The organism is Hymenobacter siberiensis (assembly GCF_018967865.2).
Lineage (GTDB): Bacteria > Bacteroidota > Bacteroidia > Cytophagales > Hymenobacteraceae > Hymenobacter > Hymenobacter siberiensis.
This window is the reverse complement of sequence record NZ_JAHLZY020000001.1, coordinates 2,309,190-2,325,913: the sequence shown is the minus strand read 5'-3', so window position 1 is coordinate 2,325,913 and position 16,724 is coordinate 2,309,190. Positions and strand designations below refer to the sequence as shown.

At 58.8% G+C, this 16,724-nt stretch carries 11 protein-coding genes, 1 tRNA gene and 1 pseudogene; 1 reads left to right on the top strand and 12 read right to left on the bottom strand.

The features are described from left to right. Positions 1–53: 53 nt before the first annotated feature. From pnp to KQ659_RS10285, 4 genes are all read right to left on the bottom strand, one after another. On the bottom strand, positions 54–2,225 hold the full coding sequence (gene pnp / locus KQ659_RS10300; RefSeq protein WP_216688868.1) for a polyribonucleotide nucleotidyltransferase: 2,172 nt from the start codon (positions 2,223–2,225) through the stop codon (positions 54–56). 200 nt (positions 2,226–2,425) lie between these two features. Further along, complete coding sequence (gene rpsO, locus KQ659_RS10295) at positions 2,426–2,701, bottom strand: 30S ribosomal protein S15 (protein ID WP_208172960.1); 276 nt, start codon at positions 2,699–2,701, stop codon at positions 2,426–2,428. Between the two features lie 139 nt (positions 2,702–2,840). Next, on the bottom strand, positions 2,841–4,295 hold the full coding sequence (locus tag KQ659_RS10290) for an LptF/LptG family permease (RefSeq protein ID WP_216688869.1): 1,455 nt from the start codon (positions 4,293–4,295) through the stop codon (positions 2,841–2,843). A 97-nt stretch (positions 4,296–4,392) separates the two neighbouring features. Next, on the bottom strand, positions 4,393–4,806 hold the full coding sequence (locus tag KQ659_RS10285; protein WP_216688870.1) for an START-like domain-containing protein: 414 nt from the start codon (positions 4,804–4,806) through the stop codon (positions 4,393–4,395). Positions 4,807–4,937: 131 nt separating this feature from the next. Between KQ659_RS10285 and KQ659_RS10280 the strand changes: the two genes are divergently transcribed. Next, positions 4,938–5,011: transfer RNA gene (locus KQ659_RS10280), tRNA-Met, on the top strand. 186 nt (positions 5,012–5,197) lie between these two features. On the opposite strand, the gene rplT is transcribed toward KQ659_RS10280, so the two are convergent. The 8 genes and pseudogenes from rplT to KQ659_RS10240 all read right to left on the bottom strand — a co-directional run bounded on the left by rplT (position 5,198) and on the right by KQ659_RS10240 (position 16,660). Continuing rightward, positions 5,198–5,542 carry a 50S ribosomal protein L20 gene (gene rplT, locus KQ659_RS10275; protein WP_168672944.1) on the bottom strand — a complete coding sequence of 115 codons (345 nt, stop codon included), beginning with the start codon at positions 5,540–5,542 and terminating at the stop codon, positions 5,198–5,200. A 149-nt stretch (positions 5,543–5,691) separates the two neighbouring features. Beyond that, positions 5,692–5,886, bottom strand: a complete 195-nt coding sequence (rpmI, locus tag KQ659_RS10270) for a 50S ribosomal protein L35 (protein WP_046242504.1) — start codon at positions 5,884–5,886, stop codon at positions 5,692–5,694. 213 nt (positions 5,887–6,099) lie between these two features. Next, positions 6,100–6,657: pseudogene (gene infC, locus KQ659_RS10265) on the bottom strand (translation initiation factor IF-3); the annotation flags it as partial. Between the two features lie 279 nt (positions 6,658–6,936). After that, positions 6,937–8,871, bottom strand: a complete 1,935-nt coding sequence (thrS, locus tag KQ659_RS10260; protein WP_216688871.1) for a threonine--tRNA ligase — start codon at positions 8,869–8,871, stop codon at positions 6,937–6,939. Between the two features lie 132 nt (positions 8,872–9,003). Continuing rightward, positions 9,004–10,182, bottom strand: a complete 1,179-nt coding sequence (locus KQ659_RS10255; protein WP_216688872.1) for a tetratricopeptide repeat protein — start codon at positions 10,180–10,182, stop codon at positions 9,004–9,006. Positions 10,183–10,201: 19 nt separating this feature from the next. Then, on the bottom strand, positions 10,202–11,047 hold the full coding sequence (locus tag KQ659_RS10250; RefSeq protein WP_216688873.1) for a tetratricopeptide repeat protein: 846 nt from the start codon (positions 11,045–11,047) through the stop codon (positions 10,202–10,204). Between the two features lie 256 nt (positions 11,048–11,303). Then, positions 11,304–14,030 (bottom strand): DNA gyrase/topoisomerase IV subunit A, encoded by a 2,727-nt coding sequence (locus KQ659_RS10245; RefSeq protein ID WP_408610793.1) that lies wholly within the window; start codon positions 14,028–14,030, stop codon positions 11,304–11,306. A gap of 698 nt (positions 14,031–14,728) precedes the next feature. Continuing rightward, the gene (locus tag KQ659_RS10240) at positions 14,729–16,660 is read right to left on the bottom strand and encodes a DNA topoisomerase IV subunit B (RefSeq protein ID WP_216688874.1); all 1,932 of its coding nucleotides are present in this window, start codon (positions 16,658–16,660) and stop codon (positions 14,729–14,731) included. Positions 16,661–16,724 lie beyond the last annotated feature (64 nt).

Genomic DNA, 16,724 nt, shown 5'->3' with positions numbered 1-16,724 from the left:
GTCAGAGGTAGCCAACAGGCTTCCTCCGACATTAGTTCGGACTATCCGCCTGACTACGCTTGAGCTTCGCCGTTGCTGGCGGCGGCCGTTTCCGGCTTGGGCAGCAACACCTTGCGCGACAAGCGGTACTTGCCAGTTTTCTTATCGATTTCCACCAGTTTCACGTCAATATCCTGCCCCACTTCCAACAAGCCTTCCAGCGTCTGAATCCGCTCGTGCGTCACTTCCGAGATGTGCAGCAGGCCGTCTTTGCCAGGCATAATCTCCACAAAAGCGCCGTAGGGCTGAATGCTGCGCACTTTGCCTTTGTACACCTCGCCCACTTCGGGCTGCGCCGCGATAGCGCGAATCCGATCGATGGCGCCCTGCATATCCTCCTGGTTGGAGGCATAGATGCTTACGTGGCCCTTCTCGTCCTTCTCCTCGATGATAACCGTAGCGTTGGTATCCTTCTGAATCTGCTGAATTACCTTGCCGCCCGGCCCAATGATGGCACCGATGAATTCTTTATCAATCAGCATCTTGTGCGAGCGCGGCGTATGAGCCTTCAGCTCAGCGGCCGGAGCAGCAATGGTCTTGGCCATTTCGGCCAGGATGTGCAGGCGGCCGGCGCGGGCCTGGTGCAGCGCGGCAGTCAGAATCTCATTGCTCAGGCCCTGGATTTTGATGTCCATCTGGCAGGCGCAAATGCCTTTCTCGGTGCCGGTTACTTTGAAGTCCATGTCGCCGAGGTGGTCCTCGTCGCCAAGAATGTCACTCAACACCGCGTATTCGCCGGTTTCCTTATCCTGCACGAGGCCCATGGCGATGCCCGACACGGCACCCGTGATTTTCACGCCCGCGTCCATCAGCGCCAGCGAGCCGGCGCATACCGTGGCCATCGAACTCGAGCCGTTCGACTCCAGGATGTCCGACACGATGCGGATGGTGTAGGGGTTTTCGTCTTCGGGGGGCAGCACCTGCTTCAGCGAGCGCAGAGCCAGGTTGCCGTGGCCGATTTCGCGGCGACCAGCGCCACGGTTCGGCTTCACTTCGCCGGTCGAGAAACCGGGGAAGTTGTAGTGCAGCATAAACTTCGAGTAGCCCTTGGCCAACGGCTGGTCGATGATTTGCTCATCGAGTTTGGTGCCGAGCGTGGCAGTGGTCAGGCTTTGCGTCTCGCCACGGGTGAAAATAGCCGAGCCGTGAGCACCGGGCAGGTAGTTGATTTCCGACCAGATAGGACGAATTTCGGTGAGCTGACGGCCGTCAAGACGAACCCGCTCCTTCACCATCATGTCCCGGATAGCCTTCTTCTCGGCCGAACCATAATAGCGGCTGAACATCTTCATGTTCAGCTCGGCATCTACGGCCAGCAAGTGCTCCAGCACAGCCTTTTTCACCTTGCCAAAGCCTTCCTTGCGGCCGCCTTTGCTGGTGTTGCCGCTGCGAGCCACGTCGTAAGCGCCTTGGTATACGGCGTCCAGAATGGTCTTTTTCAGCTCCTCGTTCTCCTCGTACTTGGGGTACTCACGGGTGGGCGAATCGGCGGTGCGGCCCACGGCCTCGGCCAAGTCCTTCTGCAGCTGGCACTGGGCCTTGATGGCTTCGTGGCCGAAGGCAATGGCCGCCACCATTTCCTCTTCGCTCACTTCCTTCATGGCACCTTCCACCATGGCCACGGAGTCGGCGGTGGCACCTACCATGAGGTCCATGTCGGCGCGGGCCAGGTCGGAGGTTTTGGGGTTAATCTGGAACTGACCGTCGATGCGCGCCACGCGCACTTCGGAAATCGGACCAGCAAACGGAATGTCGGAAATCGACAGCGCAGCCGAGGCGGCCAGGGCGGCCAAAGCATCAGGCTGAACTTCTTTATCGGCCGAGATGAGAGTAATCATCACCTGCACCTCGTAGTGGTAGTCTTTGGGGAACATCGGCCGCAGGATGCGGTCGACGAGGCGGCACACCAGGATTTCGTAGTCACTCAGGCGGCCTTCGCGGCGCTGGAACGAACCGGGAATCTTGCCGGCCGAGCCGAATTTCTCCTGATAATCAACCGACAGCGGCAGAAAATCAACGCCTTCGCGCTGGCTCGGGGCCGAAACCACCGTGGCGAGCAGCATGGTATCGCCGAGGCGAACCACGACGGCACCGTCGGCGAATTTGGCCAGCTTGCCGGTTTCGATGGAGATAACGCGGCCGTCGGGCAGCGCCAGGGTTTTGGTAATGGCGTGGGGATGGGACATCAGCGGGATTTGCTTGGAAAAGCGACAGCGGGCGAGCAGCCAAAAACGAGTACCGCGCACGGCCCTCGTTACTCAGGGTAAACACAACAGTATGCCGATGGTAAAACAGCTTTTCGGGGTGGCCTCGGCACCAAACCAACCCGAACAAAAAAAGAGTAGGGAACCTTCGTTGGAAGGCTCCCTACTCTCAGATTCCGAAATTACTTACGGATGCCCAGCTCCTTGATGATGGCGCGGTAGCGGTTGATTTCGCGGTGCTGCAGGTAGTCCAGCATGCTGCGACGCTTACCTACCAGCTTCAGAAGGCCCAGGCGGGTGCTGTGGTCCTTCTTGTTCACCTTCAGGTGCTCGGTGAGGTGAGTGATGCGGTGGGTGAAGAGCGCAATTTGCGACTCGGCCGAACCGGTATCGGTTTTCACTTTCTGCAGGCTGTTCTTTTCGAAAATGGCCTGTTTTGCTTCGGTATTTAAAATCATCGGCTGATAGGTCTTACCCCGTCTTAGATTTTAGGATGAAAAAAGAAATTTGACTACCCCACACATTGGGGTGCCGCAAAGGTACGAAATTTAAAAACAGGATGAAAGCGAGCCGGCGGAATTTGTAGCATAAGCAAGCTTATGCTACAAATTCTTCCTCGGGCTCCGTGATTTTGCGCAGGGCCGGGATGCCTAGGCGCCGCGGCAGCCGCCGCCAGAAGTCCATCTCCAGCAAGCCGGAGTCGTTGTAGGCCTGGTAGAGGAAGAACAGGCCAGCCGGCAGCAGCACCAGATTCGACATCCACATGCCCACTCCTACCGGCATCACGAACTCGCGGCCGTACTTCTCGCCCATGATGCTGAGCACGTAGTACACGATGAAGAAGAGAATGGAAATGAGAATGGGCACGCCCAAGCCACCTTTCTTGATGATGGAACCCAGCGGCGCCCCAATCAGAAACATGAGCAGTACGGCCACCGACTGCGAGTATTTCCGGTAAACCTCAATCCGGAACAAGGCTGAGTTGCGGGCGTAGTCATTGAGCCGTTCGGAAGTAGAATTGGCGAATGCCTGAAGGTTGCGGGCGCGGTTGCCTGCCTGCTGGAGAATGGAGACGGTAACCGGGGCCAGCTTCGTAGCGGGCACCTGGAGGTTTGCCACCTTCTGGTTGGCCCGCCGTCCGGTGGTATCAAATCGTGCGAAGGTGTAGTACGCATTCATCTGCTGGGGAAGCTGACGCTGCTCAGCATGCATTTTCTTCTGCACCGAATCGGTGGCGGAACGGAGCTGCGTAATATTGAGCATCATTCGGTTTTCCTTGAACAGGTCTTCCTTGGTGCGGCCCAGGCTGAACGAAGCCAGCGAAAAAGTGATGACGTTGTGGTCGAATCCCTGGCGCACGAAGCTAGCCCCGGCGCGGTCGCGGGAATCGGGCTGCTCAATATAGTTGTGGCCGTGAAATAGCTCCAGGTTCAGATAACCGCCGTTGAGCGTGGTGAACATACGGCCGGAATCGGCCAGCATCACCGTGGCGTTGCCCGACTTCTGGGTGTGGTCGTAAATCATGACGCCGTGCAGCCGGTCGCCGTTTTCGCCGGTTTTCTTATCCACCTTGATGGTGTAGCCGGGAATGCCGCTGTAGAACACGCCTTCGCGGATGTCCAGAGCCAGCTTTTGCTGGCGCACGTCCCACAGCAGGCTGTAGGCTTTGAGATTGGCCTTGGGCACAATGGTTTCGTTGAACCAGAACGCGCCGATGGCCAGCCCCGTCGTGAGCAGCAGCACCGGCCGCAGAATGCGCGTGAGCGCAATACCCGACGCCTTGATGGCCGTGAGCTCGTGGTGCTCGCCCAGGTTACCGTAAGTCATCAATGAGGACAGCAGCACGGCCAGCGGCAGCGACACGGGCACGATAAGCACGCTGAAATAGAAGAGCAGCTGCAACAGCACCCCCGTACCCAAATCCTTACCGATGATATCGTCCAGATACTTGAGCAGGGTGTGCGTGAGCAGAATAAACTGCACCACCGCGAAGGTGAGCAGAAACGGGCCGGCAAAGGCCTTCAGAATAAGCTTATCGAGCTTTTTGAGCATGGTGAGCGACGCTTGAGGGCGCAAAAGGTGCGCCAGCGCAGAAACGAAAGTTCAGAGAAAAAAGTACCGCAGTACCGTTGTGAAAGGATTGGGCCGCTTAGCCGCCCACCTGCTCCCGCAGCTTGGCCACGAGGCCTTCCCACATCTCATGCTGCTCGGCGGCATCGTGGCCGGCGGAGTAGTCAACTACCCGCAGGTACACTTCGTCGGTCACCTGCGACGAATCGAGGGTAAACTCCAGGGAATTGGCATCGAGCACCGACTGGCGGTGGTCATCGAGAAATACGAAGCGCACTGCCTTATTCAGGCGCTGGCCTGATATTTCGGCGTAATGATTGTCATTATCCCAGATAAAATTGAGGCGCTGGCCCTCCACGTAGCGCACATCGTCGCAAAACCACTGCGAAAGGCCCGAGGCAGTAGCCAGGTAGGGAAAAAGAATTTTGGGTGATGCGTTGATGGGAAATTCTACCACAAAACGCGTTTTGGTTTGAGTATCAGGCAATGCCATAGGACTAGGACGAAGGAAGCTGAGCGCCGCAATGATAAAACGAGCGGAACACAGAAGAAATACAGTTTTATTTGGCCCAGCACCTTGCTTTGGGGCCTTTTGTAACGTTACCTTTGCACCCACAAAAACCCGGCGGGGTAGCTCAGCTGGTTAGAGCACAGGATTCATAACCCTGAGGTCGGCGGTTCGAGCCCGCCTCCCGCTACGTCGAAAACCGTTTCAGTCTAGTACTGGAGCGGTTTTTTGTTTCCAGTACTTTTAGTCAGTGACTTGCCTGACCAGATACGGAGCGGAAACAACCCGACAAGCTGGCCAGACCAACAAGGGATAAAACAAGAAAACGCTGAACCCAAGGGCCAGCGTTTTCTTGGTGGATAGCGCGCAGGGGCAGTTATTTTGCCTTCTCCACGATGCCTTTGAAGGCTTCGGGGTGGTTGAGGGCCAAATCAGCCAGCACTTTGCGGTTGAGCTCGATGCCAGCCTTTTTCAGGCCGCCCATCAGCTGCGAGTACGACAGACCGTGCTCACGAGCACCGGCGTTGATACGCTGAATCCACAAAGCACGAAATTCGCGCTTCTTTACTTTACGGTCGCGGTAAGCGTAGAGAAGGCCTTTTTCAACGGCGTTCTTGGCTACGGTCCACACGTTTTTGCGACGGCCATAATAGCCTTTCGCCAAACGCATAATTTTCTTGCGGCGGTGGCGCGAGGCCACATGGTTGACACTTCTTGGCATAACCTAGAGAGTTTTTGGCAGCCGGCGACGGATGAAGGTCTTAAGGCCGGAAGCCTGGTTTATGGTAATTGAGTAAATGAATAAGTGCGTAAAGTTTGTTGGGTAAGCGAGTCATAAATTACTCATTTACCCAATTACTCATTTACTACTTAGATATTCAGCATCTGGCGCACGCGGTTCATGTCGGCGCTGCTCACGAGGCCGGTGTGGGTCAGGCCGCGCTTCTGCTTGGTCGTCTTCTTCGTGAGGATGTGTGATTTGAAGGCGTGCTTCCGCTTCACCTTGCCCGTTCCGGTGAGCGCAAAGCGCTTCTTGGCACCGGATTTCGTCTTTACTTTCGGCATTGTAGTAAGTATTGGAGGGTTGGTTGTTGATTGTTGATTGCTGACTGACCAGTGGTCGGGAAGCCATCTTCAACCGGGTAAAATCTATTCGGCGTCGTCGGCAGCGGGTGCTGGTGCCGTTTCGGAGGGCTTTTCGATGGCCTCTGCCTTGGGCTCGGCGGGCTTGGGGGCTTTGGGCTTGGCATCGGAAGCAGCAGCGGGCTTGGCGGCGGGCTTCACTACGGCAGCCGCTTTCGGGGCCAGGTAGAGGAACATGCGCTTGCCTTCAAGCTTGGGCAGCTGCTCCACTTTGGCAAGGTCCTCGAGGGCCTGGGCAAACTTGAGCAACAGGATTTCGCCCCGCTCCTTGAACACGATGCTACGACCAACGAAGTGCACGTAGCTCTTGATTTTCGCGCCTTCGCGCAGAAAGTCCTGAGCATGCTTTACCTTAAAGGCGAAGTCGTGCTCGTCGGTGTTGGGACCGAAGCGGATTTCCTTGAGCACGACCTTGGTCTGCTTGGCTTTCAGCTCGCGGGTCTTCTTCTTCTGCTCGTACTTAAATTTCGAGTAGTCGATGACGCGGCAGACGGGCGGGGTGGCGGTAGGCGAAATCTCAACGAGGTCGAGATTCTGCTCCTGCGCCATTTTCCGGGCCTGGTCTGTTGGATAAACACCCTGTTCGACGTTGTCGCCGACGAGTCGTACCTCGCGGGCCAGGATTTTCTGATTGATTTTGAACGGCTCTTCCACCTGCTGGCGGGGCACGTACCGACGATTCGGAGCTGCTATGGTTTGGTCCTCCTGCTAAAAAAGTGGCGGGGAATGAGAGTCTGCGTGGTTTAGGCCGGGTAAGACCTGGGTATCAAGGGGCAAATATCGTCATTTTTAATGGAAAGGCAAGGGGATTGCCTAATCAATTTGACAGCCTGCGTAATTAAAGAACGTCATGCAGAGCGGAGCGAAGCATCTTTACCGCAATACGTAATCCTGGTTAAAAGAAATGGTATTGCGGTAAAGATGCTTCGCTCCGCTCTGCATGACGTTCCACCTATCCAGATTATAGCCTGATTAGTAGGCTTCTACAATCTGACTTTGCACGCTTTTCACGAAATCCTCAATCGGCATCGAGCCGAGGTCACCTTCGCCATGCTTGCGCACACTGATGATGTTGTCCTGGGCTTCCTTCTCCCCTACCACTAGCAGATAAGGCAGCTTGCTCATCTCGGCATCGCGGATTTTGCGGCCGATGCGCTCGTCGCGGGCATCCACGGTGCCGCGCAGGTCGCGCTGCTCCAGTTGGGCTTTCACCTCGTTGGCGTAGTCGATGTACTTGTCCGAGATGGGCAGCACGATGAACTGCTCGGGGGTGAGCCAGAGCGGGAAGTTGCCGGCGCAGTGCTCGATGAGCACGGCCACGAAACGCTCCAGCGAGCCGAAGGGCGCGCGGTGCAGCATCACGGGGCGCTGCTTGGTGTTGTCGGAGGCCACGTATTCGAGGTCGAAGCGCTCGGGCAGGTTGTAATCGACCTGAATGGTGCCAAGCTGCCAGCGGCGGCCGAGGGCGTCGCGCACCATGAAGTCGAGCTTGGGACCGTAGAAGGCGGCTTCGCCCAATTCGGTGGTGGTGGAAAGGCCTTTTTCGGCGGCAGCCTCAATGATGGCGCTTTCGGCCAGAACCCAGTTTTCATCGGTGCCGATGTACTTGGTTTTGTTCTCAGGGTCGCGCAGGCTGATTTGGGCCGTATAGTCTTCAAAACCGAGGTTTTTGAAGACATAGAGCACCAGGTCAATCACCTTTTTGAACTCCTCCTTCACCTGGTCGGGACGGCAGAAGATGTGGGCGTCGTCCTGCGTGAAACCGCGCACGCGGGTGAGGCCGTGCAGCTCGCCCGACTGCTCGTAGCGGTACACGGTGCCGAATTCGGCGTAGCGCACGGGTAGGTCGCGGTAGCTGCGGGGCTCGGTTTTATATATTTCGCAGTGGTGGGGGCAATTCATCGGCTTGAGGAAGAATTCCTCGCCGGGGTTGGGCGTTTTGATGGGCTGGAACGAGTCGGCACCGTATTTCTCGTAGTGGCCGCTGGTAACGTACAGCTCCTTGGAGCCGATGTGGGGCGTGACGACGGGCTGGTAGCCGGCCTTCACCTGGGCTTTGCGCAGGAACTGTTCGAGGCGCTCGCGCAGGGCGGTGCCTTTGGGCAGCCACAGGGGCAGCCCCGCTCCTACTTTCTCGGAGAAAGCAAACAGCTTCAGCTCTTTGCCCAGCTTGCGATGGTCGCGCCGCTTGGCTTCCTCGAGACGTTCGAGGTACTCGGTGAGGTCCTTGGCCTTGGGGAAAGTGATACCGTAGAGGCGCGTGAGCTGCTTGTTCTTCTCGTCGCCGCGCCAATAGGCACCGGCTACGTTCATGAGCTTGGCCGCCTTGATGGTGCTGGTGTCGGGGATGTGCGGGCCGCGACAGAGGTCGGTGAAGCCGCCCTGCGTGTAGAAGGTAATTTGACCGTCTTCGAGGCCGTCAATCAGCTCCAGCTTGTAGGGGTCCTGCTTGTCGGTGAAGTAGGCAATGGCATCGGCTTTGGAAACGTCCCTGCGCTCGTAGCGGCTTTTCGTTTTGGCCAGCTCGAGCATCTTCTTCTCGATTTCGGGGAAGTCTTCGCTGCTGATGCTGCGGCCGTCGCCGAGGTCGACATCGTAGTAAAAGCCGTTTTCGATGGCCGGGCCGATGGCCAGCTTCACGCCGGGGTACAGCGCTTCGAGGGCCTCGGCCATGAGGTGGGCCGAGGAGTGCCAGTAGGTGGATTTGCCGGCGGTGTCGTTCCAGGTGAGGATGCTAACCTGCGCATTGTCAGGCAGGGGGCGGTGGAGGTCGCGCACGTCACCGTTGACGGTGACGGCGAGGGCATTGCGGGCAAGGCCTTCGGAGATGCTGGCGGCGACGTCGTAGCCGGTAGCGCCGTCGGGCAGCTGGCGCTGGGAGCCGTCGGGGAGGGTGATGTTGAGCATGAGAATGGGGTAAAAGCGGCCGGGAGGGCCAAGCAAGGCGCAAGTTAGCACTTGTGCCGGGAGGGGCGGTATTTTTTTCGGACAAGCGGCGGCTGGGAAATTCCAACGCTTGCCTCTAATCAGTATTCTGGGCTATTGATTCCCCGTTGCTGAATTCAGCGGAGAAACCGGCGCGACGGGCTCGATGCGGGGCCGAGCCATGGGGCGGCGGTAAAAGTAGCGCGGCGCGGTGCGCAGGCTATCGGGCAAAGTGGCCTGCACCATGCCATTCGTCTTCCACACTTTAAACGTCCAGTGCGGGTTGCCGGGATTTTCGGCCACGAGCAGGCGGTACTGGACCAGGGCCTCGGAGAGGCGGCCCTGCGTTTCGAGGGCTTCAGCAAGCAGCGAGCGGGCTTCGGGCAGGCGCGGGTTGCGGCGCAAGGCACGGGTAAGGTGCTTGATGACGGTAACGGGCTGGCGGGCTTTAACGGCGGACAGGCCCAGACGATAATCGGCCCGGTACACGCTGGTATCGAGGGTCAGGGCGCGGCGATAGTACCACAGGGCACTATCCGGACGGCCTTGCAGCTCCAGCTGACGGCCGTAGTCGTAGCGCAACAAACCGGAAGCGGTATCGAGCTTCATCCCGAGGGCGGCGTAGCGGGCCGCATCGGCGGGTATGCGCCAGGCATTAAGCAGAAAGGCCAGCTGGTGCAGGATTTCGGGCTCGCGGGAGTCGCGGGCCAGGGCATCCTGCAGGTACTGCACGGCGGTGCTGGTATCGGCGGTGGCGGCGTAGGCGAGGCCTTTGTAGAAGAGCGCGGCGGGCTGGTCGGGGTCGAGGCGCAGGGTGCGGTCGAGGTTGTCGAGGGCGGCGGGGTAGTTGCGGGCGGCGAGGTGGGTTTCGCCCACAAATAGCGGTAGTTCGGGACCCGAAAAGCCAAGGTCGGCAGCCTGGCGGGCGGCGGCCAGGGCGGCGGGCAGCTGCCCCAGCGCACGGTAGGCTTTGGCCTGAATGAAGTAGAGGTTGCTGTCGGAATCGTCTATTTCCAGAGCGGCGGCTACGTCGGTGAGGGCGGCGGTGGGCTGGCCGGCAGCCAGGCGCAGGGTGGCGCGGCGGGCCAGCAGGGCCGTATTGCGGGGCTCGCGAGCGATGGCCCCGTTGAGCTCATCGGCCTGCACGCGGGGGCCGCTCTGCACTGTTTTCAGGTTCACCAGGGTGTCGGGCTGCTCGGAGGGCGCGGACTGGCAGGCAGCCACGGCCAGGGAGCCCACCAGCGGTAGCCAACGCGAAGAAAACCGTATCGAAACCGAAAAGCGCATGGTCATGTAAATGCAAAGCTAGTTGCTACTGCTTGCGGCTGAGGGTATCGCGGCGCGCCCGGCTGGAATCAGCGGGAGCCAGAATAGCGGGTTTAGGTTTTTTGCCTTCGCGCGCACGGCGTTTCTGGCGGCGCGCATCGGCACGCACCAGCGGGGGCAGCATTTTGCGGCACAGGCGGCTTACCACCAAGTCTTCGCTGGTGAAGGTGGGCAGGCGCTCGGCCTTGCGCAGCAAGGCAATTGCGCGGCGGCGGCGGCCCTGGTAGACGTACATTCGGGCCAAATCGTAGCAAAATTGCAGGTTTTGGGGAGCCAGCTCGCGGGCTTTTTCCAAGTCGGCCATGGCTTCTTTGCTGTCGCCGCCGGGCGGCACCCCACCGAGCACGATTTTACTGTACAGGCGTTCTATTATGTTGTAGTGCGCCACGCGGTACTGCCAGCGGCCGCGCAGCTGCCAGGCTTCGGGCAGGTCGGGCCGGCGCTCGGTGGCCAGATATACGTGCGAGCGCAGGTCGCTGAAGGCTCTGAGACGAGCACCGGCGCGGTACAGCGTGGCTTGGTTGAACAGGGCCAGGGCCACGGCGTAGTTGCTCTCGCCGCCTTCGGGCCGGAGCAGAAGGGCGCGGTCGGCGTACTGCCGGCCGAGGTCGAAATAAGCCGATTTGCGGGTTTCATCGGAGTAACGGGCACCGATTTCTACGCTCAGCACGGCGGCCTGCCACAGGGCCAGGTAGTGGGTAGGTACCCCTTTCAGAATTTCCTGGTACACGGCCAGGGCTTCGGAATCCTTGAAGCTATTGGCGAGCGCAGCGGCCTGGAATAGCTTGACGCGCACAGCCGGCGGGTCGGCGGGTGGGGCAGTTGCCAGCACGGGGAGGACAATGGGTTTAGTGGGGAGCGGCCGAATTTGGCCAGCCGCCGGCAGCAACGCCAGGATGCAGAACAGCAAGGCGCGACCCAACCCGCCATACCCCCACCGGGCTACCAATAGCAAGCACGACCACCACCGAAACAACACAAGCATAAACGCAAATAAATAGCGCAAAAGGATTGCTGAGCACCAGAATCAGTCGCTTAAAATTCAACGGCCAGCCGCCCGGCATCACTTCACTACCCGGCGGCTGGTTTTAAAACAGCCCCAGCTGTGCCTTGGGCCGCTTCAGCAGCTCCTGGGCGCGGGCCACTTCCTCGGCGGTTACGTCGACGGGGCCGGCAGGCTCGGGTTGGGCTTCGGCCCCGGCGGGATTTTCGCCGGGCCGGGGGGCAGCGGCGCGCTTTTTCACTTCGCGGCGTTGCGGCTCGGGGCCTTCGTCGGTGAGCAGCGCGAGGGCGTGGATTTTGTAGTAGTTGAGCTTGTTGCCCATCGCCTTCCAGCCTTTTACGTCGATAAAGTCGTGCAGGGCAATGTTTTCGGTTTCCTTTTCGGCTTTCTTGTCCTTCTGAATTTTGACTTCCACCAGCGGCTCGGGGTTGGCCGTCACGGCCAGCATTTTCGAGCCTTTGGCTTCGGAAATAAACAGAAAGCGCTTGGCCAGCGTACTAGTTTCAATCCTGAACCGCTTGACGTAGTGCACTTTGCTTTCCCCATCGAGGTACACCGTCGAGAGCACCGTGTCGGATTCTAGTTTGCGCAGCAGCACCATGTTGGGCACATCGAAATGAATGGCGGGGTCGGGCGCGGTCAGCTCGTAGCTGCCGTCCTTGTGCACTACCAGCAGGGCATTTTCGGTGTCGAAGGTGCCCAGGTAGCGGCCGTGGCCGGCGGTGTTGAGGCGGCCCACCACGCTGTCGAAGAACATTTCGCGGCCGCCCAACGTGGAGTCGCCCAGGGTTTTCTGGGTGATTTTTTTGATGGGCTGCTTGGTCACGATGTTGCCCATCGAGCCCTTGCCCTTGATGCTGAGCTCGGCAAAATCGAAGTCGAACTGCTTCACCCGCGCCGGGGCTTTGTCGGAAAGCAGGATGTTGACAATCTCGGATTCCGAGTTGGGGTTGGCCGTGAGGTAGAGGGTTTTGGTGCCCTTGGTGCCCTTGGTCAGGTCGTAGGTTTTGTCGCGGGTGATGCCCGAAACGAGAAAGCGCTTGGCAAAGCTGATGCCCGACGCGCCGTCGAGGTACACCATGTTATACACCAGCCGGTCATCGTTCTTGTTGTAGACCCCGACGTGCAGGATATCCTTGCCCACGAAGGTCTTATCACCGATTTTGGTTACCATGAACGTGCCGTCGCGCTTGATGGCGATGATATCGTCCAAATCGGAGCAGTCGCACACAAATTCGTCCTTTTTTAGGCCGTAGCCCACGAAACCGTCTACACGGTTCACGTAAAGCTTCTGGTTGGCGATGGCCACTTTCTGAGCCGTTACCACGTCGAAGGTGCGGAGCTGGGTTTTGCGCTCGCGGCCCGCGCCGTACTTTTTCAGCAGGCCCTCGAAGTAGTTGATGGCGTAACGCGTGAGGTTGGCCAGGTGGTCGGCTACTTCGGCCAGCTCGGCTTCCAGCTTTTGCAGGTATTCGTCGGCCTTGAAGGCGTCGAATTTTGAGATGCGCTTGATGCGGATTTCGGTGAGGCGCGTGAGGTCGTCCTCCTCAATCGGACGGCGGAGCACAATGCGGGTGTCCTCCGCTTTGGCCTTCTCCCCTTCTATGCGCACGAATTTCTTCAGGCCCTTATCAATCGTTTCGAGGATTTCGGCCCAGGTTTCGCACTCCTCAATCTTGCGGTAGATGCGGTTTTCGATGAAGATTTTTTCCAGCGAAGCGTTGTGCCAACGCTCCCATAGCTCATCCTGGCGGATTTCGAGCTCGCGCTCCAGCAGGCGCACGGTGGCCTTGGTGCTCTGGCGCAGTACATCTTCCACGCCCACGAAGCGGGGCTTGTCGTCGATGATGACGCAGGTGTTGGGCGAGATGCTGATTTCGCAATCGGTGAAGGCGTACAGCGCGTCCATGGTAAGGTCGGGCGACACGCCAGTAGGCAGCTGCACCTGAATCTCCACGTTGGCCGCCGTGTTGTCGACCACCTTCTTAATCTTGATTTTATTGGCTTCCGAGGCCTTCACGATGCTCTCCATCAGCGCCGTGGTGGTGGAGCCGTAGGGAATGTCGCGGATGATGAGCAGAGTTTTATCGACCTTCTCGATGGTGGCGCGCAGCCGGATTTTGGCCCCGCGCATACCCGAGTTGTAATTGGTCACGTCGCACAGGCCGCCGGTCGAGAAGTCCGGGAACAGCTGCACCTCGCGACCCCGCAGCACGTCGATGCTGGCCTTGCACAGCTCGCGGAAGTTGTGGGGCATAATCTTGGTGCTCAGGCCCACAGCAATGCCCTCCACGCCCTGCGCGAGCAGCAGCGGGAACTTCACGGGCAGCGTGATGGGCTCGCGCTTGCGGCCGTCGTAGCTGAGCTGCCACTCGGTGGTATCCGGGTTGAACACCACGTCGATGGCAAACTTCGAGAGCCGGGCCTCAATGTAGCGGGCGGCGGCGGCACCGTCGCCGGTACGCACGTCGCCCCAGTTGCCCTGGGTTTCGATGAGCAGGTCTTTCTGGCCCAGGTTCACGATGGCATCGCCGATGCTGGCGTCGCCATGCGGGTGGTACTGCATGGTCTGCCCGATGACGTTGGCCACTTTGTTGAAGCGGCCGTCGTCCATCTCCTTCATGGCGTGCAGGATGCGGCGCTGCACGGGCTTGAGGCCGTCCTCGATGGCGGGCACGGCCCGCTCCAGAATTACGTAGGAGGCGTAGTCCAGAAACCAGTTCTGGTACATGCCGCGCACGGTGGCCACGTCGTGAATGGTTTCGCCCGGGGCGAATTTAGGCTCCTCCTCGGTTTGCTCCTCTGTGGGGATGGCTACGGCGGCAGTTGGCTCTGGCACGAGGCCGCCGAATAAATCGGCGGGCGCGGACGGCGCATCGTCGGCAGTGGTGCCCCCGGCAGCATCCTGCGCGGCGAAGCTGGTGGGCTCTTCGGCATCGGCATCGGCGGCCGGCGAAAAAGCCGACAGGTCAAAATTCACCGAGTCGCCGGGTTGTAAAAAATCCTGGTCGGGAGCGTCGGAGTTGGGAGTATCGAGAGAAGCCACGGGGGGAAGCGAATGAGGTCGGCGTACTGCCGTCAAAAATACCGGAATCAGCGCGGAGCGCAATAAATTACAATTCCGGCCAGAGCCGAAAAGTTCCCAAGATTCTTAGCGAACCAGGGCCACCAGGGATACGCCCCATCGAATAGCAACGCACCCAAAAAGCCAAATTTCGGCTTTTTATCGCCGGAAAGCAAACTAAATAAACTAGCCAACGGCTGTCTTTTCCCCAGGTTGGTGGGCGCCTGCATCAGGGCCGGCTAACACAAAAAGAAAAAAGCCCGAACCAAGGGCTCGGGCTTTTCCGTGGAATGTGTCGACTAGTCTACCCCTAGCCGACAAGGCAAACGTACACACAAAATAATTATTCCCAAACATCAAGTACTCATTCAGGGAAATTTTACTGAGCTAATAGTTGTGCTTATCGAGCGTTTTTCCAGAAATGGGACAGCTAGCGCATTTGGTGTTCAGGCCAAATCAGCTTCGGCAACCTCGGCCACGGGCAGCACATCGGACGTTATCAGGTCTTTTTCTAGGCGCAGGTTTTCGATGATGAATTCCTGGCGGGCGGGCGTGTTCTTGCCCATGTAGTAGGTGAGCACCTGCTGAATGCTGCGGTCGGACTGCAAAATGACGGGCTCCAGCTTGATGTTTTCGCCGATGAACCTGCCAAACTCGTCCGGCGAAATCTCGCCCAGGCCCTTAAAACGGGTGATTTCGGGGTTTTTGCCCAGCTTGCGCATGGCGGCCTGCTTCTCGCTTTCGTTGTAGCAATAGATGGTTTCCTTCTTGTTGCGGACGCGGAAAAGCGGCGTTTCGAGGATGAAAACGTGGCCGTTGCGCACCAAATCGGGGAAGAACTGCAGGAAGAACGTGAGCAGCAGCAGGCGAATGTGCATGCCATCGACGTCGGCATCGGTGGCCACCACCACGCGGTTGTAGCGCAGGTGCTCAATGCCTTCTTCGATGTTGAGCGCGTGCTGGAGCAGGTTCAGCTCCTCGTTCTCGTACACGATTTTCTTTTTCAGCCCGAAGCAGTTCAACGGCTTACCACGCAGGCTGAATACGGCCTCCAGCTCCACGTTGCGGCTCTTGGTGATGCTGCCCGACGCGGAGTCGCCCTCGGTGATAAAGAGCGTGGTCAAAAGCTCTTTTTCGGCCCCATCCTTGGCGTTTTCGCCCAGGTGGAAGCGGCAGTCGCGCAGCTTGCGGTTGTGCAGGTTGGCTTTTTTGGCGCGCTGGTTGGCCAGTTTTTTCACGCCGGCCATGTCCTTGCGCTCCCGCTCGCTCTGCTCGATGCGCTTGCGCAGGGCCTCGGCTACCAACTGATTTTTATGCAGGTAGTTATCGAGGTGCTCCTTAACAAAATCGAGGATGAAGCCGCGCACGGTGGGGCCGTCCTCGCCCATGTTTACACTGCCGAGCTTGGTTTTGGTCTGGGACTCGAACACCGGCTCCTGCACCCGCACCGAAATGGCGGCGATGATGCTGGCCCGGATATCGGCCGCGTCGTAGTCCTTCTTGTAGAACTCGCGCACGGCTTTCACAACGGCCTCGCGGAAGGCGGCTAAGTGCGTGCCGCCCTGCGTGGTATACTGGCCGTTCACGAAGGAATAATACTCCTCACCGTAGTCGTTGCCGTGGGTCATGGCCATCTCAATATCGGGGGCTTTGAGATGAATGATGGGGTAGCGCAGGTGCTCGACGTCGGCCTTGCGGGCCAGCAGGTCGAGCAGGCCGTTTTCGGAGTAATACTTCTGGCCGTTGAAGTTGATGGTAAGGCCCGCGTTCAGGTAAACGTAGTTCCAGATTTGATTTTCGAGGTATTCCGGGATGAAGCGGTAGTTCTTGAAAATCGTGTCATCGGGCTGGAACGTGACGAGCGTACCGTTGCGCTGGCTGGTTTTGGTGGGCTTGGGGTCGCTCACCAGGTTGCCCTGGGCAAACTCGGCGGCCTTGAGGATGCCCTCGCGCACGCTCTGCACCAGGAAGTAGCCGCTGAGGGCGTTCACGGCCTTAGTGCCCACGCCGTTGAGGCCCACCGACTTCTGAAACACCTTGCTGTCGTACTTGCCGCCGGTATTGATTTTGCTCACCACATCGACCACCTTGCCCAGCGGAATGCCCCGACCGTAGTCGCGCACCTGCACCCGGCTGTCGGAAATCTTAATGTCGATGGTGCGGCCGTGGCCCATCACGTATTCATCGATGCAGTTATCAACGACTTCCTTCACCAGCACATAAATGCCGTCGTCGTACGCCGAGCCATCGCCGAGCTTGCCGATGTACATGCCGGGCCGCAGGCGAATGTGCTCGCGCCAGTCCAGCGAGCGAATACTGTCTTCGTTGTAGCCGTGGTCGGCGGCGGCCGGGGCGAGCGGCAATTGTTCGTCGTTCATCTAAAAAAATCCGTAAGGAGGGCAGTTCTGGGGTAAAATAACGCAGAAAACAGCGGCATGGCAA